The 20,590-nt window shown below is 70.8% G+C and carries 21 protein-coding genes; 9 read left to right on the forward strand and 12 right to left on the reverse strand.

Translation table 11 applies throughout. From position 1 onward, the window contains the following. Nucleotides 1-2: 2 nt before the first annotated feature. Nucleotides 3-560 carry a hypothetical protein gene (locus ACGFK0_RS25480; protein ID WP_392908920.1) on the reverse strand — a complete coding sequence of 186 codons (558 nt, stop codon included), beginning with the start codon at nucleotides 558-560 and terminating at the stop codon, nucleotides 3-5. On the opposite strand from ACGFK0_RS25480, the gene ACGFK0_RS25485 reads away from it, so the two are divergent. The 6 genes from ACGFK0_RS25485 to ACGFK0_RS25510 all read left to right on the forward strand — a co-directional run bounded on the left by ACGFK0_RS25485 (nucleotide 552) and on the right by ACGFK0_RS25510 (nucleotide 5,196). After that, nucleotides 552-839: a hypothetical protein gene (locus tag ACGFK0_RS25485; protein WP_392908922.1), complete on the forward strand. Its 288-nt coding sequence runs from the start codon at nucleotides 552-554 to the stop codon at nucleotides 837-839. The two genes, ACGFK0_RS25480 and ACGFK0_RS25485, sit on opposite strands and share 9 nt — an antisense overlap. Before the next feature lie 835 nt (nucleotides 840-1,674). Continuing rightward, the gene (locus ACGFK0_RS25490; protein ID WP_392908924.1) at nucleotides 1,675-3,516 is read left to right on the forward strand and encodes a hypothetical protein; all 1,842 of its coding nucleotides are present in this window, start codon (nucleotides 1,675-1,677) and stop codon (nucleotides 3,514-3,516) included. Next, complete coding sequence (locus tag ACGFK0_RS25495; RefSeq protein ID WP_392908926.1) at nucleotides 3,500-3,955, forward strand: hypothetical protein; 456 nt, start codon at nucleotides 3,500-3,502, stop codon at nucleotides 3,953-3,955. The genes ACGFK0_RS25490 and ACGFK0_RS25495 overlap by 17 nt, the downstream gene beginning before the upstream one ends. Beyond that, nucleotides 3,952-4,461 carry a hypothetical protein gene (locus ACGFK0_RS25500; RefSeq protein WP_392908928.1) on the forward strand — a complete coding sequence of 170 codons (510 nt, stop codon included), beginning with the start codon at nucleotides 3,952-3,954 and terminating at the stop codon, nucleotides 4,459-4,461. Before ACGFK0_RS25495 ends, ACGFK0_RS25500 begins: the two co-directional genes overlap by 4 nt. Nucleotides 4,462-4,609: 148 nt before the next feature. After that, nucleotides 4,610-5,005: a Scr1 family TA system antitoxin-like transcriptional regulator gene (locus ACGFK0_RS25505; RefSeq protein WP_392908930.1), complete on the forward strand. Its 396-nt coding sequence runs from the start codon at nucleotides 4,610-4,612 to the stop codon at nucleotides 5,003-5,005. Then, on the forward strand, nucleotides 5,002-5,196 hold the full coding sequence (locus ACGFK0_RS25510; protein WP_392908932.1) for a DUF397 domain-containing protein: 195 nt from the start codon (nucleotides 5,002-5,004) through the stop codon (nucleotides 5,194-5,196). Before ACGFK0_RS25505 ends, ACGFK0_RS25510 begins: the two co-directional genes overlap by 4 nt. Nucleotides 5,197-5,367: 171 nt before the next feature. On the opposite strand, the gene gndA is transcribed toward ACGFK0_RS25510, so the two are convergent. Next, nucleotides 5,368-6,792 carry an NADP-dependent phosphogluconate dehydrogenase gene (gene gndA / locus ACGFK0_RS25515; protein ID WP_392908934.1) on the reverse strand — a complete coding sequence of 475 codons (1,425 nt, stop codon included), beginning with the start codon at nucleotides 6,790-6,792 and terminating at the stop codon, nucleotides 5,368-5,370. Nucleotides 6,793-6,944: 152 nt separating this feature from the next. On the opposite strand from gndA, the gene ACGFK0_RS25520 reads away from it, so the two are divergent. After that, nucleotides 6,945-7,694 (forward strand): HAD family hydrolase, encoded by a 750-nt coding sequence (locus ACGFK0_RS25520; protein WP_392908937.1) that lies wholly within the window; start codon nucleotides 6,945-6,947, stop codon nucleotides 7,692-7,694. Beyond that, nucleotides 7,691-10,090 carry a glycoside hydrolase family 65 protein gene (locus ACGFK0_RS25525; protein WP_392908939.1) on the forward strand — a complete coding sequence of 800 codons (2,400 nt, stop codon included), beginning with the start codon at nucleotides 7,691-7,693 and terminating at the stop codon, nucleotides 10,088-10,090. The genes ACGFK0_RS25520 and ACGFK0_RS25525 overlap by 4 nt, the downstream gene beginning before the upstream one ends. A 3-nt stretch (nucleotides 10,091-10,093) precedes the next feature. Here ACGFK0_RS25525 and soxR read toward each other — a convergent pair whose 3' ends face one another. The 7 genes from soxR to ACGFK0_RS25560 all read right to left on the reverse strand — a co-directional run bounded on the left by soxR (nucleotide 10,094) and on the right by ACGFK0_RS25560 (nucleotide 17,235). Continuing rightward, the gene (gene soxR, locus ACGFK0_RS25530) at nucleotides 10,094-10,666 is read right to left on the reverse strand and encodes a redox-sensitive transcriptional activator SoxR (protein WP_392908941.1); all 573 of its coding nucleotides are present in this window, start codon (nucleotides 10,664-10,666) and stop codon (nucleotides 10,094-10,096) included. 132 nt (nucleotides 10,667-10,798) lie between these two features. Continuing rightward, nucleotides 10,799-12,616: a phosphoenolpyruvate carboxykinase (GTP) gene (locus ACGFK0_RS25535; RefSeq protein ID WP_392908944.1), complete on the reverse strand. Its 1,818-nt coding sequence runs from the start codon at nucleotides 12,614-12,616 to the stop codon at nucleotides 10,799-10,801. Between the two features lie 178 nt (nucleotides 12,617-12,794). Continuing rightward, a complete protein-coding gene (locus ACGFK0_RS25540; RefSeq protein WP_392908946.1) occupies nucleotides 12,795-13,907 on the reverse strand; it encodes an ABC transporter ATP-binding protein in 1,113 nt (370 codons plus the stop codon). After that, on the reverse strand, nucleotides 13,904-14,707 hold the full coding sequence (locus tag ACGFK0_RS25545) for an ABC transporter permease (RefSeq protein ID WP_392908948.1): 804 nt from the start codon (nucleotides 14,705-14,707) through the stop codon (nucleotides 13,904-13,906). Before ACGFK0_RS25545 ends, ACGFK0_RS25540 begins: the two co-directional genes overlap by 4 nt. Nucleotides 14,708-14,775: 68 nt before the next feature. Then, on the reverse strand, nucleotides 14,776-15,513 hold the full coding sequence (modA, locus tag ACGFK0_RS25550; RefSeq protein ID WP_392909258.1) for a molybdate ABC transporter substrate-binding protein: 738 nt from the start codon (nucleotides 15,511-15,513) through the stop codon (nucleotides 14,776-14,778). 60 nt (nucleotides 15,514-15,573) lie between these two features. Further along, nucleotides 15,574-15,981 carry a molybdopterin-binding protein gene (locus ACGFK0_RS25555; protein ID WP_392908950.1) on the reverse strand — a complete coding sequence of 136 codons (408 nt, stop codon included), beginning with the start codon at nucleotides 15,979-15,981 and terminating at the stop codon, nucleotides 15,574-15,576. A 102-nt stretch (nucleotides 15,982-16,083) separates the two neighbouring features. Continuing rightward, nucleotides 16,084-17,235 carry a nucleoside 2-deoxyribosyltransferase domain-containing protein gene (locus ACGFK0_RS25560; RefSeq protein ID WP_392908952.1) on the reverse strand — a complete coding sequence of 384 codons (1,152 nt, stop codon included), beginning with the start codon at nucleotides 17,233-17,235 and terminating at the stop codon, nucleotides 16,084-16,086. A gap of 90 nt (nucleotides 17,236-17,325) precedes the next feature. Here ACGFK0_RS25560 and ACGFK0_RS25565 point away from each other — a divergent pair, with 90 nt between their 5' ends. Continuing rightward, on the forward strand, nucleotides 17,326-17,949 hold the full coding sequence (locus ACGFK0_RS25565; RefSeq protein WP_392908954.1) for a hypothetical protein: 624 nt from the start codon (nucleotides 17,326-17,328) through the stop codon (nucleotides 17,947-17,949). Nucleotides 17,950-18,028: 79 nt separating this feature from the next. Here the strand turns inward: ACGFK0_RS25565 and ACGFK0_RS25570 are convergent, their stop codons facing one another. The 3 genes from ACGFK0_RS25570 to cmk all read right to left on the reverse strand — a co-directional run bounded on the left by ACGFK0_RS25570 (nucleotide 18,029) and on the right by cmk (nucleotide 20,497). Then, a complete protein-coding gene (locus ACGFK0_RS25570; protein WP_392908956.1) occupies nucleotides 18,029-18,232 on the reverse strand; it encodes a hypothetical protein in 204 nt (67 codons plus the stop codon). A gap of 181 nt (nucleotides 18,233-18,413) precedes the next feature. After that, a complete protein-coding gene (gene der, locus ACGFK0_RS25575) occupies nucleotides 18,414-19,799 on the reverse strand; it encodes a ribosome biogenesis GTPase Der (RefSeq protein ID WP_392908958.1) in 1,386 nt (461 codons plus the stop codon). 35 nt (nucleotides 19,800-19,834) lie between these two features. After that, nucleotides 19,835-20,497, reverse strand: coding sequence for a (d)CMP kinase (gene cmk, locus ACGFK0_RS25580; RefSeq protein WP_392908960.1), 663 nt, complete (start codon nucleotides 20,495-20,497; stop codon nucleotides 19,835-19,837). Nucleotides 20,498-20,590: the final 93 nt, after the last annotated feature.

Genomic DNA, 20,590 nt, shown 5'->3' on the forward strand with positions numbered 1-20,590 from the left:
ACTTAACTTCCGTAGCTTTCGCAGGGGTGGAGACGCGACGCGCTCCGCTGCCTGGCCTGTCGTTGGATCTGCCGCGGGCCCCGGTGGGGTTGTGCGGCGAACGCGGCGAGCCATTCGGCCTCGGCCGCGAAGTCGGCGCCGTCCCGCCCGACGTGCATGCTCGTGAGCGCCAGGCGGTGCGCGGCGACCATGAGCGGGTCGGTGGCGGTGGCGCCACCGGCGGCGTGGTCCATCCGGACGGTGATGGTGCCGAGGCGCCGCACGTGCCGCCGCAGCTCCCGCTCGGCGGCCGGGTGCCAGGATTGGCGCGGGTTGAACCCGTCCGCGTTCATGGCGATGTTCAGCAGCCGCAGGACGGGTTTGGAGTCGATGACGGCCTCGACGTCGGTGCCGTCGCGGTAGCGGCGCAGCCCGATCCGGAGCACCTGCAGTTCGGCGATGCAACTGGACATCTGCGGGGACCGGCCCATCATCCGCGGGTCGGCGCGGAACGTGCCGCCGACCGCTGCGCCGGCCCCGTCGATCGCGGCGAACCCGCCGACGGGTTGTTCGTGGCACACCGACCCGTCCACCGCCAGGACGTGCGGGGCGCCGATGTTCAGGGTGGGCAGGGCCAGGTCGACCCCCCGCCGACCGTCACCCGCGCCCGCCGCGGCAGTGAGGCGTTGCGCGCCGTCACCGCCGCGAACCTCACCGACGCCGGATACCAGCGCCTCATCGGCTCCATGACGGCCGAGGCGCCCGACGCCGTCCTGGCCGCGTTGGAGTCGGTCCGGAAGGCGGCGGAGGACGACCCGGCCAAGCGCGCCCGGCTGTTCATCGACGGCGGGGCTCGGTGATGGCCCGCCGCCGGGGCCTGGTCGACGTCACCGCCGTCCGCACCAGGACAAGAACCCAAATGCCGTCCACAGAAGATGGCGCCTCTTCTGCTCGCCGGCGAATTACGGACGCCCCGGCCGCCATCCGGCGCTTCGGCCGGCGGTTTGCCGTTGACCCGCACAGACCCGTCACGGGCCGCTTCTGCCGTCCACCCGCCTCCGGGCGTGTGCTCGCCACGCTGTTCTAGGACACGGCCGAGCAAGAACACGCACCGCACCGCACGAGGTCTGACCGCCCACAACGAAGGTGCGATTCGCCCGCTGTCACGGCTCCCGGCGGCGTCCACCCGCCCGGTCAGATACGCCGCCATCCCCAGCAGATCAAGGTCGTCCGGCCGTTGCTGTCCCGCCCACATCCGGTCAACGACATGCGGCTCATCGGCGTCGGCGCCTGAAAGTTGAGCCTGCGAGCCCCGAAGAACCCGACGCCACCGCTCAGTCAGGACGACCGTTGCCGACGGGTCCCGCATGGCATTCGATCAGCCCATCCGACATGAATTCAAACAAACAGGGTGTCGTCACTTCGCTTATTATCGGGCAACTCAACCACCGACCGTCCTGCATTCAATGCCCATGGAAGGCGAAAGCACGCTGTATAGGACACCATGCCGCGTGAAACGCATGTACGGCGCTGAGTGCTCGATATCGGCACGTGCAAAGTTCGGACGTGCACGATTACATGGGGGCCGGTGTGGGCCTGGCGTCAGCCCCGCGCGTCAAGGCACACCCACGGCGAGCCGTCCGCCCCCACTGCCCTGATGGACGGTCCGCCTCCCCCAGGGAAAGGGACGCGGGCGTGGGCGTTGAAGACACCACCAAGACCGACACACGCACGGAGACGTCCGACAAGCCCACCTCGCAGGAGCGCCCCTCCGCCCCGCCGCCCGACAACCCCGGCTCCCCCGGCCAGCCGTCCCGCCTGGAAAGCCTCCGCCGTGCCCGCGAGCAGCAAGAAGCCAGAGCGCAGCAGGCCCAGGAAAAGGACACCGGCAGCTCACCGCGCGAACAACGCGACGACGAAACCACCTCGGAACAGCCCGGCCGCGCCGCCGAGAATGCAGAGGCATCCGGTAGGCCCGGAGCCAAGGACAAGCAGCAGCGCCAGGACGAAGACCAGCGCGAGGACGACCCACGCATCCAAGACCAGGGCACCAGCGGCAGCCGCGAGACCGACACCGGCACACCCGGCGACCGCAACCACGACCGCCCCCAAGCCCAACCCGCCGAACCGCGAGCAGACACCCGCACCGAACCCGCCGAACGGCCAACCTCACCCGAACGACAGTGGACACCGCCACCCGACAACCCCGGCTCCCCCGGCCAACCCTCCCGCCTGGAAAGCCTCGCCCGCGCACGCGAACAACAACAAGCCGCCGCCGCACAGCGGAATGAGAGCAGCGACACCGGCAGCCGTCCCACTGAGCAGCGCGACCACGAATCCGCCACGCCGCAACTCGAGAACGACGGTGTGAAAGCGGAGCCAGCAGGCAATGCCGAAGGCGCCGACGAGAACCAGGACGCGGACACACCGACAGACGACGCCAAGACCGAGGACGAACCCAAGCCCGACACCTCCGAGGCGCCACCCACTCACGAGCACAACCTCCGCGACGCCGACAAGCCCACCGACCACGCCCGCCAGCCGACAGGGGAAACCACCGACCAGCCCACCGGCCCGCAAGAACCCCGCCCAGGCACCACAACCGGCGAGCTGGATTCCCAGGACCGCACCACCGACCCGCCGCGAACCGCCGAACAGGGCATACAGATCACGGACGGGCCAACCGACAACGCTGATCAACCCCGGCCCGAATCAGCCGAGCAACCCACCCCTCTCGCCGACGGCACCGACCAGCCGCACCCCACCGACACCATCGAAGCTGATGACCCGGCCACCGCCGAGCGGCCCGACGCCAGCGCTCTCGCTGAACCGGATCGGGAGGCCGCTGGCCAGCCCGCCGAGCGACCACAGGCTGTCGCTGACGATGATGACGACAGCGCTCCCGGAGGGGCGGCGGCTCCCGACCTCGGCCGGGAACGTGACGATGCCGAACCTGCCGGTGAGGATGAGGAACCCGAGCCTTCCCCGGTGGATGAAGATGACGCGAACGAAATCCCGGACGGTTCCGGCGACGACAACGACGACCATGATAGGAATGCCGAGGAGCAACCCGAATCCCCGGCATCACAGGAGGACAATCCGGTCACCTATCGGATCCGCACGCCGGACGGCGAACAATTCGGCCCTCCCGGCACCGACCGATGGGTGTACCACCGCGGCAGACTCGATCCGGTGGACGAAAACCAAGACTTGTCTGAACCTGATCCCGAGAAGAGCGATTCGCCAACCCGGCTGTTTCGTGCACTCCGCGAAAGTCCGGACGACGTCCAGAAACACCTTAATGGAATCGGAAGCGATCTGGCGGAGGCCGCTCCAGAGCAGGCACCTCGAGGCAATCCGACCACCAGTCAGGACACACGCGCGCAACCCGACGCTCCTCAGCATCAGGCAGCGCCACAAGTAGGTGACATCATGTACGCCGCTGCCGCTACCGCATTCATTGCGTTTGTCGTGAAACAAAAGATTTCTGAGGGTATCGCACGACGCAGAGGGGGAGACAATGAGGATAACCGATAATCAGACGGCCGCACTGCAGGCTCAACTTGCCGGGCGGTTCGACGAATACAAGCAAATGCTGAACGACATGAGCAAAGAAGAGGCGGACGTAGGCTATGCCACTCTCGTTGCAGCCGCCTTCTTCAACGCGGTCCGGCAACGCTTTATCGTAGATGGAAAGGCTGCAGGCGACGTCGAAGTAATTGAGTTTGTCCGCGACGCAAGAGGACGGACCACGAACGCGAGAGAAATCATCGCCCCGGACATCGCCGAACTTCTCATCAATCTTTCGATCGGCAAGGTCTCACCCGAAGCCAAGAAAGATGTGGACGACAATGCGTCGTTCAAGATCAAGGCACTCCTGCTGACCATGTTGATTGCCGATGAGAACTTCAGCGAAGCGGAGCTGGCGGCATTCATAGCCGAGGCACGGGAACTGGCGGAGGAGTCACTTCAGTGATCGACTGGGCAGCCGTGACTATCGAGGACGATCACGTTGCAGCCCTGCGCCTGCTTCTCCAGGACGGCCCCCAGGCATGGGAGCGGTTGCAGAGGCAGGAGATGTCAACGGACCAAGGCGCGGCCGCCTACATGCAGATGTTCCATGCCGTCTTCACCATCGCGGTACGACGAAAGTTCGCACCGACGTACACGGCCCACGATATCGTGCGGTATACAGCCAAGCTGCGGATCGAACTCAAGGAACATGGCGACGATGACGTCAATCCTCGTATAGCCGAGAACGCCATCCGAGGCGCCCTTGGGGATCCGACCCTCCGAAGTGACGACAGGGTCGAAGCCATTGAGGACGTCCAGGGGCTGGAGTATCTAATAGCTGCTCAAATGGTCGTACTGTTCGACGTACTGCTCGCCGAAGAAGAATCCGATGAAGGCGCGGCAGAGGAGTACGTCCGGGAGGCCCTTGATCTTGCGCGGCGATGGGTGCGAGAGCGGCAGGCCGCTTAGGCGAAGGGCATCGGGCGGAGTGAGATGGTCTTGCCGCCGGTCATATGTGGGCATCCTCTCGATCTATACGAGCGTGTGACCCCGTGGATCGGCGATGGCGCTGGGGCCCCGGTAGCACTTTGTCGTGAGCCAAAGATCATGGACTCCCTTGCCGTCCTACGAGACCGTCCTGGACGAGTGCGTGATCCACCGGTTGGCCGTACCGCCACAGGCGAAGATCGCCCAACTACGGCTCATGATCAGAACGGTCTCGGACGAGGAGCGGATCACGGTACGCGTGCTCCGGCACGATGCCATCGTCCCAGGAGGCTTTCTCCCCAAGTCAGCGTTCTACCTCTACACGTTCACAGAGCCGGGCGACTCGCCTATAGCGGTAATCGATACCGTTACCACTGACCTCGTCCTGCCGCAGCAAGGCGAGATCGCCCGCTACGCCGAAATCTACAACCGTCTGCGAGAGGCTGCCCTCTCCCGCGAAGACAGCATGACCTTCCTCGATCAGGTAGCCAACAGGCTCGCCGACCAGACAGGATCGAGGACATGACCAAGAAGTTTCACGGCTGGCGCAAGTCACGCCGCAGCGAACCGAACGGTGGATGCATCGAAGCGGGTCAGGCCGCCGATGGCACGATCGGCGTCCGCGACACCAAACTCGACGGCAACGGACCGACTCTCGAATTCACCAGGGATGAATGGCGCACCCTGCTCGACAGGATCCGCAGAGACTCTCTCTGACCTCTCCAATCATCATCAGCCTTGAGACGAGCCCCTTTAACCTCAAGGCTGGTCGCGTTCCGAAGCCATCCATACAGCTGGCAGGGTGGCGCGGTCCTGCTCCTGCAGGCGGATCTCGGATCGTCCTGTACCGCTTCCCCGTCTCCATGGCCCGCAGCGGCAGCTCTTGGTCTAGCCGGGTACCTCTGTGCGGTCGGCGCCCCAGAGGGTGTGGAAGGAGCCTTCGCGGTCCACGCGGCGGTAGGTGTGGGCGCCGAAGTAGTCGCGCTGGCTCTGGGTGAGCGCGGCCGGGAGGCGGTCGGCGCGCAGGGAGTCGTAGTAGGCCAGGGCGGTGGAGAAGCCGGGCGCGGGGATGCCGAGGCGCGCGGAGGCGGCGACGACGTCGCGCCAGGCGGACTGGGCGTCGCCGACGGCCTCGGTGAAGTGGTCGTCGGTGAGCAGGGTCGGAGTGTTCGGGTCCGCCTCGTAGGCGGCGCGGATGCGGTCCAGGAAGCGGGCGCGGATGATGCAGCCGCCGCGCCAGATGGTGGCCATCGCGCCGAGGTCGACGTTCCAGCCGTACTCGGCGCTGCCCGCCTGGATCTCGTGGAAGCCCTGCGCGTACGCGACGATCTTCGAGGCGTACAGGGCCTTCTCGACGGCGTCGGCGAAGCCGGGGCCGGCGTCGCCGGTGCGGGACGGGCCCGGCAGGTTCCGGGCGGCCTCGCGGAGGGCGGCGTGGCCGGAGACGGAGCGGGCGAAGACGGCCTCGGCGATGCCGCCGACGGGGACGCCGAGGTCGAGGGCGGTCTGGACCGTCCAGCGGCCGGTGCCCTTCTGCTCGGCCTGGTCGAGGACGACGTCGACGAACGGTTTCCCGGTGGACGCGTCGGTGTGCGCGAGGACCTCGGCGGTGATCTCGATGAGGTAGGACTCCAGGCGGCCGCCGTTCCAGGTGCGGAAGACCTCGGCGATCTCGGCGGGGGCGAGGCCCGCGGCGTGCCGGAGCAGGTCGTAGGACTCGGCGATCAGCTGCATGTCGGCGTACTCGATGCCGTTGTGCACCATCTTCACGAAGTGGCCGGCGCCGTCGGGGCCGACGTGGGTGCAGCAGGGCGTCCCGTCCACCTTGGCGGAGATGTCCTCCAGCAGCGGGCCGAGGGCCGCGTAGGACTCGGCGGAGCCGCCCGGCATGATGCTCGGGCCGTGCAGCGCGCCCTCCTCGCCGCCGGAGATGCCGGTGCCGACGAAGTGGACGCCGCGGTCGCGGAGCGCGGCCTCACGGCGGCGGGTGTCGGTGAAGTTCGCATTGCCGCCGTCGACGATCATGTCGCCGGGCTCCAGCAGCGGGGCGAACTCGTCGATGACGGCGTCGGTCGGGCCGCCCGCCTTCACCATGATCACGAGGCGGCGGGGGCGTTCGAGGGAGGCGACGAACTGCTCGGCGGTCTCGGCCGGCAGGAACGTGCCCTCGTCGCCGAACTCCTCGACCAGGGCCTTGGTGCGCGCGTGGGTGCGGTTGTGCACGGCGACGGGATGCCCGTGCCGGGCGAGGTTGCGGGCGAGGTTCCGGCCCATCACCGCCAGCCCCGTGACGCCTATGCGCGCCTTTTGCATTGGCTCTCTCCTCCTCGTGTGCGACCCTGACCAAGGGGTTGTACGTGGATCATGATCCTCTCGTTCGAGCGCGCGTCCCGCGTGGCGGTGTCCGGCCGGGAACGGGGCGCGTTCAGGATCTCTTCGATGGTGTCATTCTCCAGGGGGTATGGATGCTGGGACTGCCGGACGAGTCGGCGGCGTGTCTCTTCGATCTCGACGGGGTGCTGACCCGGACGGCGGCCGTCCACGCCGCCGCCTGGAAGGAGATGTTCGACGGCTACCTGCGCGAACACGCGGAGCGGACCGGTGAGCCGTTCACCGAGTTCGACGCCGTGAAGGACTACGGCCGGTACGTCGACGGCAAGAAGCGCGAGGACGGGACGCGCTCGTTCCTGGAGTCGCGCGGCATCGAACTACCGGAGGGTGTCCCCGGCGATCCGCCGGAGACCGAGACCATCCGGGGGCTCGGCAGCCGCAAGAACGCGCTGGTGCTCAGGTTCATCGAGGAGAAGGGCGTCGAGACGTTCGACGGCTCGATCGACTACGTCCGCGCGGCGCGGGCGGCGGGCCTGAAGACGGCGGTGGTGTCGTCCAGCGCGAACACCGTGCAGGTCCTGCGGACGGTCGGCATCACCGGCCTGTTCGACGCGCGGGTCGACGGGGTGACGGCGGCGGAGCGGAACCTGCCCGGCAAGCCCGCCCCCGACATGTTCCTGGAGGGGGCGCGGGAGCTCGGCGTCCCCGCCGCGCGGGCGGTGGTGTTCGAGGACGCGCTCGCCGGCGTCCAGGCGGGGCGTGCGGGCGGGTTCGCATACGTGGTGGGCGTCAACCGGGTGGACGGTGCGCACGCCGAGGCGCTGGCCGGGCACGGCGCCGACATCGTCGTCTCCGACCTGTCGGAACTGCTGGAGGTGCCGTGACGGAGCGGGATGGCCAGGCCGCGGTCGACCGGCCTGTGTTCATGGTGGAGCCGTGGTGCCTGCGGGAGCCGGAGCTGCGGCTGGACCGGCTGGCGCAGACCGAGTCGGTGTTCACGTTGTCCAACGGGCACGTCGGCATGCGCGGCAACCTGGACGAGGGGGAGCCGCACGGGCTGCCCGGCACGTACCTGAACTCCTTCTACGAGCAGCGTCCGCTTCCGCACGCCGAGACCGCCTACGGCTACCCCGAGATGGGCCAGACGGTCATCAACGTCACCAACGGCAAGGTGATCCGGCTGCTGGTGGACGATGAGCCGTTCGATGTGCGCTACGGCCGCGTCCACCATCACGAGCGGGTGCTGGACATGCGGGCGGGCACGCTAACCCGGCATGTGGAGTGGACGTCCCCGGCGGACAAGACGGTCAGGGTGACCTCGGTCCGGATGGTGTCGCTGACGCAGCGGGCCATCGCGGCGATCTGCTACGACGTCGAGCCGGTCGACGAGTCGGTCCGGGTGGTCGCGCAGTCGGAGCTGGTGGCCAACGAGGCGCTGCCCGGCGGCGGCAAGGACCCGCGGGCGTCCGCGATCCTGGAGAGCCCGCTGGTCGGCGAGGAGCACGTCGCCAACGGCACGAAGGTCCTGCTGCTGCACCGGACGCGGCAGAGCGGGCTGCGGATGGCGGCGGGCATGTCGCACGACATCCAGGGCCCGGAGTCGATGACGATCGACACCGAGAGCTCGAAGGACGTGGGGCGGCTGACGGTCGCGACGCGGCTGGAGCCCGGGCAGCGGCTGCGCATCGTCAAGTTCATCGCGTACGGGTGGTCGAGCCGGCGGTCCCGCCCGGCGCTGCACGACCAGGTGGTCGGGGCGCTGGCGGGTGCCCGGCGGACCGGCTGGGACGGCCTGCTGACCGAGCAGCGCGACTACCTGGACGAGTTCTGGGAGGGCGCGGACGTCGAGGTCGACGGCGACGCCGAGATCCAGCAGGCCGTGCGTTTCGGGATGTTCCATGTCCTCCAGGCGGGCGCGCGCGCGGAACGCCGCATGATCCCGGCCAAGGGCCTGACGGGGCCCGGCTACGACGGCCACACGTTCTGGGACACCGAGACGTTCGTCATGCCGGTGCTGACGTACACCTCACCGGGCGCCGCGGCGGACGCGCTCGCCTGGCGGCACATGACGCTGCCGCTGGCGTGCGAGCGTGCCGCCCAGCTCGGCCTGGACGGCGCGGCGTTCCCCTGGCGGACGATCCGCGGCCACGAATGCTCGGGGTACTGGCCCGCCGGGACGGCCGCGTTCCACATCAACGCCGACATCTCCGACGCCGTCGTCCGGTACGTGGACGCCACGGAGGACGTGCAGTTCGAGCGGGAGATCGGGCTGGACATCCTGGTGCAGACCGCGAGGCTGTGGCGCAGCCTCGGCCACCACGACGTCGGCGGCGTGTTCCGCATCGACGGGATCACCGGCCCCGACGAGTACAGCGCGGTCGTGGACAACAACGTCTACACCAACCTCATGGCGCGCCGTAATCTGGAGGAGGCCGCGGAGATGGCGATGCGCCACCCGGACGTGGCCGACCGGCTCGGGGTGGACGCCGAGGAGGCCGCGTCGTGGCGGGACGCGGCGGCGGCGATGCTGATCCCCTACGACGAGCGGCTGGGCGTCCACCCGCAGAGTGAGAGCTTCACCAACCACGCCCGCTGGGACTTCGCGGCCACCAAGCCCGACCACTATCCCCTGCTGCTGAACTATCCGTACTTCGACCTGTACCGCAAGCAGGTCGTCAAGCAGGCGGATCTGGTGCTCGCGATGCACCTGTGCGGGGACGCGTTCACCGAGGAGCAGAAGGCCCGCAACTTCACCTACTACGAGGGGCTGACCGTCCGGGACTCCTCGCTGTCGGCGCAGACGCAGGCGGTGGTGGCGGCCGAGGTCGGCCAGCTGGAGCTGGCGCACGACTATCTCGGCGAGACCGCGCTGATGGACCTGCACGACCTGAACCGCAACACCCGCGACGGCCTGCACATCGCCTCGATGGCGGGGGCGTGGAGCGGGCTCGTCGCCGGGTTCGGCGGGATGCGGGCGGGCGGCGGGCGGCTGCGGTTCGCGCCGCGGCTGCCGGGCGGCATCAGCCGGCTGGCGTTCCGGATGCGGTACCGGGGCAGCCGGATCAAGGTCACCGTGGCCTCGGAGGCGGCCTGCTACGAGCTGCTGGACGGCCCGGCCATCAAGCTGTGGCATCACGGGGAGCCGTTCTCCCTCGGCGCCGAGCCGGTCGAGCTGCCGATCGAGCAGATACCGGCGCGTCCGGCGCCGACGCAGCCGGCGGGACGGGAGCCGGCCCCGCGCCGCATCGACCCGCACGGCCGCGATCCCCGCGGCCGCTAGCAGCTAGCCCGCCGGCGCGGCCCCGGCCCGCCCCTGCGGCCGCTGGTCCGCGGGGGCGCAGGGGGCGGCGCAGTCCGCGTCCGGCCCGGCCGCCGGGCCGGACGGGGTGTCGCCGGCGCCGTGTCCGACGAGGAGCCTGCGCGGCCCCGGCCCTTCGTCGCCGAGCCGGTCGTAGGGGTTGGCGAGGGCGCACTTGCTGATCGACAGGCAGCCGCAGCCGATGCAGTCGGTGAGGTCGTCGCGGAGCCGTTCGAGCTGGCGGATGCGGTCGTCGAGGTCGCTGCGCCACGTCTCCGACAGCCTCGCCCAGTCCGCGACGGTGGGGGTGCGCTCCTCGGGGAGCGTGGCGAGGGCGTCGCGGATGTCGCTGAGCGGGATGCCGACCCGCTGCGAGACCTTGATGAACGAGACCCGGCGGAGCGTGTCGCGGCTGAAGCGCCGCTGGTTGCCCGCCGTCCGGCGGCTGCTGATCAGACCCTTGGACTCGTAGAAGTGCAGCGCCGAGACGGCCACGCCGCTCCGCTCGGCGACCTGCCCGACGGTCAGTTCGTGTACCCGGTGCTCAAGCCGCGTCATACCCGGATCCTATGCGACCTCAACCGCGGTCGAGGTTCCCCGGGGGGGCGCCCGCCCGCCGCGTTCCCCCGGGAAGGCGGCGCGCCCGCCCGCCGAGCGGATCGGCGGACGGGCGCGCGGGAGACGGGCAGGTCAGTGGTCCAGGCGGCGGACCAGGCCGTGGTACTCGTCCCACAGCGCCTTCGGCATGTGGTCGCCGAACTTCTCGAAGTGCTCGGGGACCAGGGCGGCCTCCTGCTTCCACACCTCGGTGTCGACCGACAGCAGGATGTCGAGGTCGTCGCCGGCGATGTTCAGGCCCTCGGTGTCGAGCGCCTGCCTGGTCGGCAGGTGCCCGATCGGGGACTTGACCGCGTCGGCCTGCCCGTTCAGGCGCTCGACGATCCACTTCAGGACGCGGCTGTTCTCGCCGAAGCCGGGCCAGATGAACTTTCCGGCGGCGTTCTTGCGGAACCAGTTGACGTAGTAGATCCGGGGGAGCTTCTCGGCGTCGGTGGCCTTGCCGATCTCCAGCCAGTGGCCGAAGTAGTCGCCCATGTTGTAGCCGCAGAACGGCAGCATGGCGAACGGGTCGCGGCGCAGCTCGCCGACGGCGCCCTCGGCGGCGGCGGTCTTCTCGGACGCGACGTTGGCGCCGAGGAACACGCCCTGCTGCCAGTCGAACGACTCGGTGACCAGCGGGACGGCGGACGCGCGCCGGCCGCCGAACAGGATCGCCGAGATCGGGACGCCCTTCGGGTCCTCCCACTCGTCGGCGATGATGGGGCACTGCCCGGCCGGGGTGGTGAAGCGGGCGTTCGGGTGGGCGGCCGGGGTGTCGGAGTCCGGCGTCCAGTCGTTGCCCCTCCAGTCCGTGAGGTGTGCGGGCGGCTCGTCGGTGAGGCCCTCCCACCACACGTCGCCGTCGTCGGTGAGCGCGACGTTGGTGAAGATGCTGTTGCCCCACAGCGTCTTCACGGCGTTGGCGTTGGTGCTCTCGCCGGTGCCGGGCGCGACGCCGAAGAACCCGGCCTCCGGGTTGATCGCGTAGAGGCGGCCGTCGTCGCCGAACCGCATCCAGGCGATGTCGTCGCCGATCGTCTCGACCTTCCAGCCCGGGATGGTCGGCTCCAGCATGGCGAGGTTGGTCTTGCCGCACGCCGACGGGAACGCCGCGGTGACGTAGCGGGTCTCACCGGACGGCGGCGTCAGCTTCAGGATGAGCATGTGCTCGGCCATCCAGCCCTCGTCGCGCGCCATCGTGGACGCGATCCGCAGCGCGTAGCACTTCTTGCCCAGCAGCGCGTTGCCGCCGTACCCGGACCCGTAGGACCAGATCTCCCGGGTCTCGGGGAAGTGGGTGATGTACTTGGTGGAGTTGCACGGCCACTTCGCGTCCTCCTGGCCGGGCTCAAGCGGGGCGCCGACGGAGTGGACGGCCTTGACGAACGACCCGCGCTCCTCGATGAGCCGCAGCGCGCCCTCGCCCATCCGCGTCATGATCCGCATGGACACGGCGACGTAGGCGGAGTCGGTGATCTCCACGCCGAGCTGGGAGATGTTGCCGCCGAGCGGCCCCATGCAGAACGGCACCACGTACATGGTGCGGCCCTTCATGCAGCCGTCGAACAGACCGTCCAGGGTCTGCTTCATCTCGGCGGGCGCGACCCAGTTGTTGGTGGGGCCGGCGTCCTCCTCCTTCTCCGAGCAGATGAACGTCCGGTCCTCGACGCGCGCCACGTCCGTCGGGTCGGAGGCCGCGTGGAAGCTGTTCGGCCGTTTGGCCGGGTCGAGACGCGTGAGGGTGCCCTGCTCGACGAGGAGGCCGGTCAGGCGCTCCCACTCGGCATCCGAGCCATCGCACCACTCGACGCGGTCCGGCTTGGTCAGCTCGGCGATCCCGCGTACCCACTCGATCAGTTCGGTGTGGCCGGTTGGGGCCTGGTCGAGGCCGGAGACCTGGTTGGACACGGGCAACTCCTTCAGCTGTTCACAGGATGTTTGCATGATGAACAAGACCCGCCGTTTTTGCCATTTGGTCTGGACCAATCCGGTCCGCTATTGGCCCTTCCCTGCCCCTTTTGTGGCTGATATCACTTACGTACGGCCGTTGAGGGCGGTGCGCCACCATGCCCGGGTCCAGATACGGTCAAGCTGGGTAAACGTGTGTCTCGGTGGCCTTCACAGCCGCCCATATCAGGCTGCCCTCGGCCAAATGCAGCTCCGCGACGGCCGCCGGGGTCACCTCCGCGACGGCGTCGAAAGGCGGTCCGGACAGCCGGACCCGGACGCGGTCTCCCTGCCGTTCGATCGCGGCGACGCGGGTGCGCCAGAGGTTGCGGGGGCTGCCGTCGGGACGGGTCCGGTACAGCGCCACCGCGGATGGCGCGAAGGCCAGAAAGACCTCACCTTCGAGCGAGTCCACAGTGTCGAGCGTCCCCGCGCCCTCGCCGGTCGGACCGTCACCGATCAGCACGGACCCGGCAGCCGCGCGGCCCCGGTACAGGTTCAGCCCGACCAGGCGCGCGACGTAGTCGGTACGGGGCCGGCGGGCGACGTCGGCGGGCGTCCCCTCCTGGACGAGACGTCCGCCCTCGATCACGACGAGGCGGTCGGCCAGGACCATCGCGTCCAGGGGGTCGTGGGTGACGAGCACCGCCGCGCCGGAGAACCCGGCGAGATGGCCGCGGAGCGCGGCCCGGATGTCCAGCCGCGTGTGGGCGTCGAGGGCGGCGAGCGGCTCGTCCAGCAGGAGCAGGCCCGGCTCGACGGCCAGCGCGCGTGCGAGCGCGACGCGCTGCGCCTGCCCGCCCGACAGCGCCCGGGGACGGGCGGACGCGAACTCCGCGAGCCCGACCCGGTCCAGCCAGTCCGCGGCGCGGCGGCGGGCGGCGCGGCGGCCGGCGCCCTGGCAGCGGGGCCCGAACGCGACGTTCTCCAGCGCGGTGAGGTGAGGGAACAGCAGGTAGTCCTGGAACACCATGCCGATGCCGCGGCGGTCGGGCGGCAGCGGGCGCAGATCGGCCCCGTCCAGCCGGACATGGCCGCCGGCCATCGGGACGAGCCCGGCGAGAGCGCGCAGCGCGGTGCTCTTGCCCGCCCCGTTCGGGCCGAGCAGTGCCACGACCTCGCCGGGTTCGGCGGTGAGCGCGAGATCGAGGTCGAAAGCGGCGCGCCGCACGACGAGCCGCGCGTCCAGCCCCCGGTCCCCTGCCCCGTGCGGGGGGACGGCCTCCCATGCCTCCCTGTTCGCTCCGCTCATGTGGAGGCGTCCATCCAGCGGCCCCGGAGGGCGGCGAGGACGATGACCGACACGGCCAGCAGGACGATGCTCAGCACGATCGCGGCCTGCGGGTCGGTCTCCAGCGCCAGATAGACGGCCAGCGGCATCGTCTGCGTCCGGCCGGGGAAGTTGCCCGCGAACGTGATCGTCGCGCCGAACTCGCCGAGCGCCCGCGCCCAGCACAGCACGGCCCCCGCCGCGACGCCGGGCGCCACGAGCGGCAGCGTCACCCGCCGGAAGACCGTCCAGCGGCCCGCGCCGAGGGTGGCGGCGGCCTCCTCGTAGCGCAGGTCGGCGCCGCGCAGCGCGCCCTCCACGCTGATCACCAGGAACGGCATCGCCACGAACGTCTCGGCCAGCACGACCCCGGCGGTGGTGAACGGGAACGTGATCCCGAACGCCGAGTCCAGCCAGCCCCCGATCAGCCCGCGCCGCCCGAGCACCAGCAGCAGCGCGACGCCGCCGACCACCGGCGGCAGCACCAGCGGAACGGTCACCAGGGCCCGCACGAGCCGCACGCCCGGGAACCGGACCCGCGCCAGCGTCCAGGCCAGCGGGACGCCGAGCAGCACGCACAGGCCGGTGGCGAGGGTGGCGGTGACCAGCGACAGGCGCAGCGCGTCCAGCACCTGCGGCTGCATGAAGCGGGTGCCGAGCGTGGACCATGGGGCGCGGACGAGCAACCCGAACAGGGGCAGCACCAGGAAGGCGAGCCCCGCGAGCGCGGGCAGCAGCAGGATCCCCGGCGGCCGCCCCGCCGGCGGGGCACCCTCCCGCACCCCGGACGGCCCTGCCCGCCGGGGGAGGAAGGCCCTTCGCGCCCCCCGGGGCGCCTTCGGCTTCGGAGTCACGGCGCCTCGAATCCGGCGCGGCTCAGCGCCGCCCTGCCCCGCTCCCCCAGCACCAGCCGGATGAACTCCCCGGCGAGCGCACTGTGCGGAGCACCTGCGACCTCGACGATCGGGTAGTCGTTCACGGCCTGCGCGGCTTCGGGGAACTCGATCCCCCTGACCTTCCGCCCCGCCGCCCTGACGTCGGTGCGGTAGACGAGCCCGGCGTCGGCCTCACCCAGGACGACCTTGGTGAGGACGGCCTTGACGTCCCGCTCCCGCGACACCGGCTCCACGTCGACGCCGGCGGCGCCGAGCGCCTTCTGCGCGGCCGCCCCGCAGGGCACCTGCACGGCGCACAGGACGACCTTGAGCCCGGGCGCGGACAGGTCGCCGGCCGTCGCCACCCCGCCGGGGTCGTCCGGCGGGACGGCGATGACCAGGCGGTTCCGGCTGAACACCCGCGGCGGGCCGGCCGCGCCGCCCGCGCCGCCCGCGCCGGTCACGGTGGTCATCGTGGCGGGGCTCGCGGACGCGAACACGTCCGCCGGGGCACCCTGCGTGATCTGCTGCGCGAGCGTCGAGCTGCCGCCGAAGTTGAACCTGACCCGCACGCCGGGGTGCGAGCCCTCGAACGCCTCGCCGAGCGCGGTGAACGCCCCGGTCAGCGAGGCCGCCGCGAACACCGTCAGCGCCTCACCGCTCCCCGTCCCGGACGACGAGCCGCCGTCCCCGATGTCGCCGCACCCGGTCATGACCGTGAGCAGCAAGAACCCCGCCGCCGTTCGCTTGAACACGGACCCTCCCCCGGGGCGTCAGCCCGGCTCGGACACTTCGACGACGACGTTGGTGGACTTCACGACGGCCTCGGCGACCACGCCCACCCGCAGCCCGAGTTCGTCGGCCGCCTCTCGGCTCATCAGCGACACCAGCCGGAACGGCCCGGCCTGGATCTCCACCTGCGCCATCACCCCGTCACGGACGACGTCGGTCACGATCCCCCGCATCCGATTGCGCGCGGACGAGAACCGCTCCGCCTGGTCGGACGGCCCTCCCCCGCGCGCCTGGTCGCGCACGAAGGCCGCGAGCTCGGCGCCGGGCACCAGCCGGTGCCCGTGCCCGTCCCGGGACGCCGGGAGCCGCCCGCCGTCCACCCAGCGGCGGACGGTGTCCGCGCTGACCCCCAGCAGTGCCGCCGCCTCACCGATCCTGAACGTCGTCACGAGGCACAGCCTACCCCTTGCAGATGCGAGTCAAAAAAATCGAGCAGCACATGAAATGCGATCCGGATCAGCCGATCGCCATAGCGAATGCCGATCGGCGGGTCATCCTTCGGGCACCATCTCCAGCAGCACCTCCGTGATCATCCCGAGGGTGGCCCAGTCGACCAGGCGCTCCCGCCTGATCCGCCCGAACGCGGTCACCTCGACGTAGGTGCGCTCCCCGTCCGCCGCCACCCCGTGCGGCCCGGACCCGTGCAGCCGCGCCGACTCGTCCCCGGTGATCTCGGCCGAGAACAGGTGCGCCCGGTGCGCGGACATCGTGGCGTTCACCTGCCGCGTCCCGTGCTCGCGCAGCCGCGCCGGGTCCAGCGGCAGCCCGGTCTCCTCGGCGACCTCCGCAAGGGCGTTCTCGAAGGCCGTGCCCATCCCCGAACCGCCGGGCAGCTCATGGACGAACCCCTCCGCGCACGGGCTCCGGAACTCCCGGACGAGCACGACCTCGGCGTCGTCGAGCGTCTCCCCCGGCCGGTACAGGACGGCGGCCGAGACGTCCGGCCGCCCGATGACGATCTCGTTGTCCTTGATCCGGTCTTCGGCCGCCACGCGCACCCGGACGTGCAGGCCCCACCAAGCGCCGAACCGGAACACCACCCGGGCGCCGAGCAGCGTGTTCCCCGCGTCCGCCTGCCCTCTGTACCAGTCCTGGAACGGCTTCTCGCGCCACAGCAGCAAGGGGATCTCCCGCTCCCCGCCCGTACGGGACGCGCCCGCGCCGATCCGTTCGAGCGCCGCCGCCACCGTCCCCGCGAGATCGTTCGCGGTCGGCACGCCGAACGCGGCGGCGTAGTGCAGCAGGTACCGGTTCTTCGGCGCATCGGGGGGTGCGCCGAACACCACGCGGCCGCTGTCGTGCCACATCCCCCACTCCACGTTCGTGGTGAACGCGGGCATGGTGACCGGCTCACGCGGGACCCAGAAGATCACCTCGTCGGCCAGGTGCAGGCAGCGCTCCTCCCAGTCGATCTGCGCGTCGTAGTCGGTGTAGCGGTCGTGCCGGTGCTCGGGGACGAACACGACGAGCCGCCCGTCCCCGCGCCACCGGCGGCGCAGTTCGCCCACCGCCGCGGGCCGCCATGACGCGACCGCCGCGGAGCGCGGTGTGGGGCCCGCGAGGAAGACGGCGGCCTCCCAGTGATCCGGCGGGTCCTCCCGCGCGTACACGATGGTGATCCCCGCGCTGATCTCCGCGCCCATGGGTCGGCCTTTCCCGTTCGTGTGGAGTGATTTGGTCCGGGTATTGGGTGATTTAGACCAGAATCACACGCCCGGTCAGGAGGAATGATCATGACTGGGACCATGCGCGCACCACGGACCCGGGGCCTGCTCAGCGGGACGCTGCTGGTGCTGCTGGGCCTGTGGGGCGGCCTGCTGCCCTTCGTGGGCCCGTACTTCGGCTTCGGCTTCGCGCCGGACGACACCTGGGTCTACGACACCGACCGGCTCCAGCTCAGCGTCGCGCCCGCCGCGGCCGTCGTGCTCGGCGGCCTGATCGTGCTCGCCGCCGCCAACCGCGCGTTCGCGATGTCCGGCGCCTGGCTCGCCGCGCTCGGCGGCGCCTGGTTCGCCGTCGGGCACAGCGTCGCCGCGCTGTGGGACGTCCCCGGCGTCGGTGCCCCGCTCGGAACGGGCGAGGGGTGGCGGACCGCCGAGCAGCTCGCCGGATTCACCGCGCTCGGCGTCGTCATCACGTTCCTCGCCGCCCTCGCGCTCGGCCGCTTCGCCGTGGTCGGCGCCCGGGAGGCGGCACGCGGGACGGCGAGGACACCCGAGGCCGAGAATCCCGGGTCGAACACCACCCAGCCGCTCGTGTACGGGCGGTACGCACGGGAGAACCCGCCCGGGCAGGCGCCGCGGCCACCGCGGCCCGGCGACCAGCAGGTCGCGGGCGAGCCCCGCCACGACCGCTGACCGCCCGCGCCGTTTCGCCGGCGTGCGGCGTTTCGCCCCGAAGAGGCCCTCGAAGGACGGCGCGCCGCGGGCCGGCGGGTCAGCGTTCGGGGTTGCGCATGTTGCGGACGGACTTGGTGGTCTCGTAGCTGCCCCGCTCGTCGTCCAGCCGCACGTCGTCGCGGTCGGTGAACATGGCGACGAAGGCGACCAGGAGGCCGACACCGCCGATCCAGGGCTCCCGCCACGCGAAGCTGAGCGCCACGCAGGCGACAGCACAGGAGATGAGCAGCAAGAGCTTCAACGTCGCACCCCTCGACCCGCGCCCTGATGTCCGGAGGACCCGGTCACTCCGGACTCGAACGTGCACTTCCCGCGCGATCGACGAGTAATGGAAGACTTACTCGCCGCCCGCAGACAGCATCCTGACATGCCGCGGCCCGCCCGGGAAAGATCCCCGGCGGGCCGCATGCCGAATATTTCCGCTATTTCTTGCCCTTGCCGCGCTTCTCCCGGATCTTCATGGCGATGTCCAGGGGCGTCCCGGCGAAGCCGAACTCCTCGCGCAGCCGCCGCTCGATGAACCGCCGGTACCCCTCCTCCAGGAACCCGGACGTGAACAGCACGAACCGCGGCGGTCGCACCCCCGCCTGCGTCGCGAACAGCACGCGCGGCTGCTTGCCGCCCCGCACCGGATGCGGGTGCGAGTTCACCAGATCGGCGAAGAACTGGTTCAGCTTGGACGTGGGGACGCGGGTGCCCCAGCCCTCCAGGGCCGTCTCGATCCCCGGCACGAGCCTGTCCATGTGCCGGCCGGTCTTGGCGGAGATGTTCGCCCGCGGCGCCCACCGCGCGTTGTGGAGCTGCCGGTCGATCTCCCGCTCCAGGTAGTGGCGGCGCTCCTCGTCCAGCAGATCCCACTTGTTGTAGGCGATCACCAGGGCCCGGCCCGAGTCCACCACCATCGAGATGATCCGCAGGTCCTGCTCGGCGAGCGGCTGGTCGGCGTCCACCAGGACCACCGCGACCTCGGCGCGCTCCAGCGCCGACTGGGTGCGCAGCGTCGCGTAGAAGTCGGCGCCCTGGTTCTCGCGGTGCCGCCGCCTGATCCCCGCCGTGTCGATGAACCGCCACGTCTTCCCGCCGAGCTCGATCAGCTCGTCGACCGGGTCGCGGGTCGTCCCCGCCACCGCGTCCACGACGGCCCGCTGCTCCCCCGCCAGCTGGTTCAGCAGGCTCGACTTGCCGACGTTCGGGCGGCCCAGCAGCGCGACCCGGCGCGGCCCGCCCGGCTCGCCGAACGTCTCCGGCGGCGGCTCCGCCGGCAGCGCCTCCAGCACCGCGTCGAGCAGGTCGCCGCTGCCGCGCCCGTGCAGCGCGCTGACGGGCTGCGGCTCACCGATGCCCAGCGACCACAGCGCGGCCGCGTCCGCCTCGGTGCCCATGTTGTCGACCTTGTTGGCGACCAGCACCACCGGCTTGCCGGACCGGCGCAGGATCTCCACCACGGCCTCGTCCACGTCGGTCGCGCCCACCGTCGCGTCCACCACGAACATCACGACGTCGGCCAGGTCGACCGCCAGCCGCGCCTGCTCGGCGATCGCCGCGGCCAGCCCGGACGAGTCCGGCAGCCACCCGCCGGTGTCGACGACGGTGAACCTGCGGCCGCTCCACGTCGCGTCGTAGGCGACCCGGTCGCGGGTCACGCCCGGCACGTCCTCCACGACCGCCTCACGGCGGCCCAGGATCCGGTTGACCAGGGTGGACTTGCCGACGTTCGGCCGCCCCACCACCGCCACGACCGGCGCCGGGCCCGCGTCCTCGGGGACGTCCTCGACGACGTCCACCGTTTCGATCTCGTAATCGCTCACAATGACATCCCCGCGGGGGCCGTCAGGCCGCCCGCTCACTCATGCTCTTTGGCGAGGCGGACGATCGCCTCGATGACCTCGGCGAGGCTCAGCTCCGTCGAGTCGATCTCGTGCGCGTCCCCCGCCCTGGTCAGCGGCGACGCCTTCCGGGTGGAGTCCAGCCGGTCGCGCCGGGCCTGCTCGGCCTGCGTGACGGTCACCGACGCCCCCGGGTCGGCCGCGAGGTCCTTCGCGCGGCGACGGGCCCGCGTCTCCTCGCTGGCGGTCAGGTACACCTTGACCGGCGCGTCCGGGGCCACGACCGTGCCGATGTCGCGCCCCTCCACCACGATGGCGCCGGCCCCGATGATCTCCCGCTGCAGCTCCACGAGCCGGGTCCGGACCGCCGGGACGGAGCTGACCGCGCTGACCGCGTTCGTCACCTCGCGGGTGCGGATCGGCGCGGACACGTCCGTCCCGTCCACCGTGATCGTCGGCGCGTCCGGGTCGGTGCCGGACTCGATGACCGGCTCCGGCGCGCGGGCCGCGACGGCGGCGCCGTCCTCGACCGGCACGCCGTTGTTCAGCATCCACCACGTCATGGCGCGGTACATCGCACCGGTGTCCAGGTAGCGGAGCCCGAGCGCGCGGGCGACGCCCTTGGACGCGCTGGACTTGCCGGACCCGGAGGGGCCGTCCATGGCGATGACGAGCGGCACGATCGCTCCCTCTCTGTTCCGTTGAGGCGCCCTCCGGCGCGGGCCGCGGGCGGACCGGGCGGCGCCCAACGCCGCGCCGATGCGCGGGTGTCC

Source organism: Spirillospora sp. NPDC048823 (assembly GCF_043198445.1).
Taxonomy (GTDB): Bacteria; Actinomycetota; Actinomycetes; order Streptosporangiales; family Streptosporangiaceae; genus Spirillospora.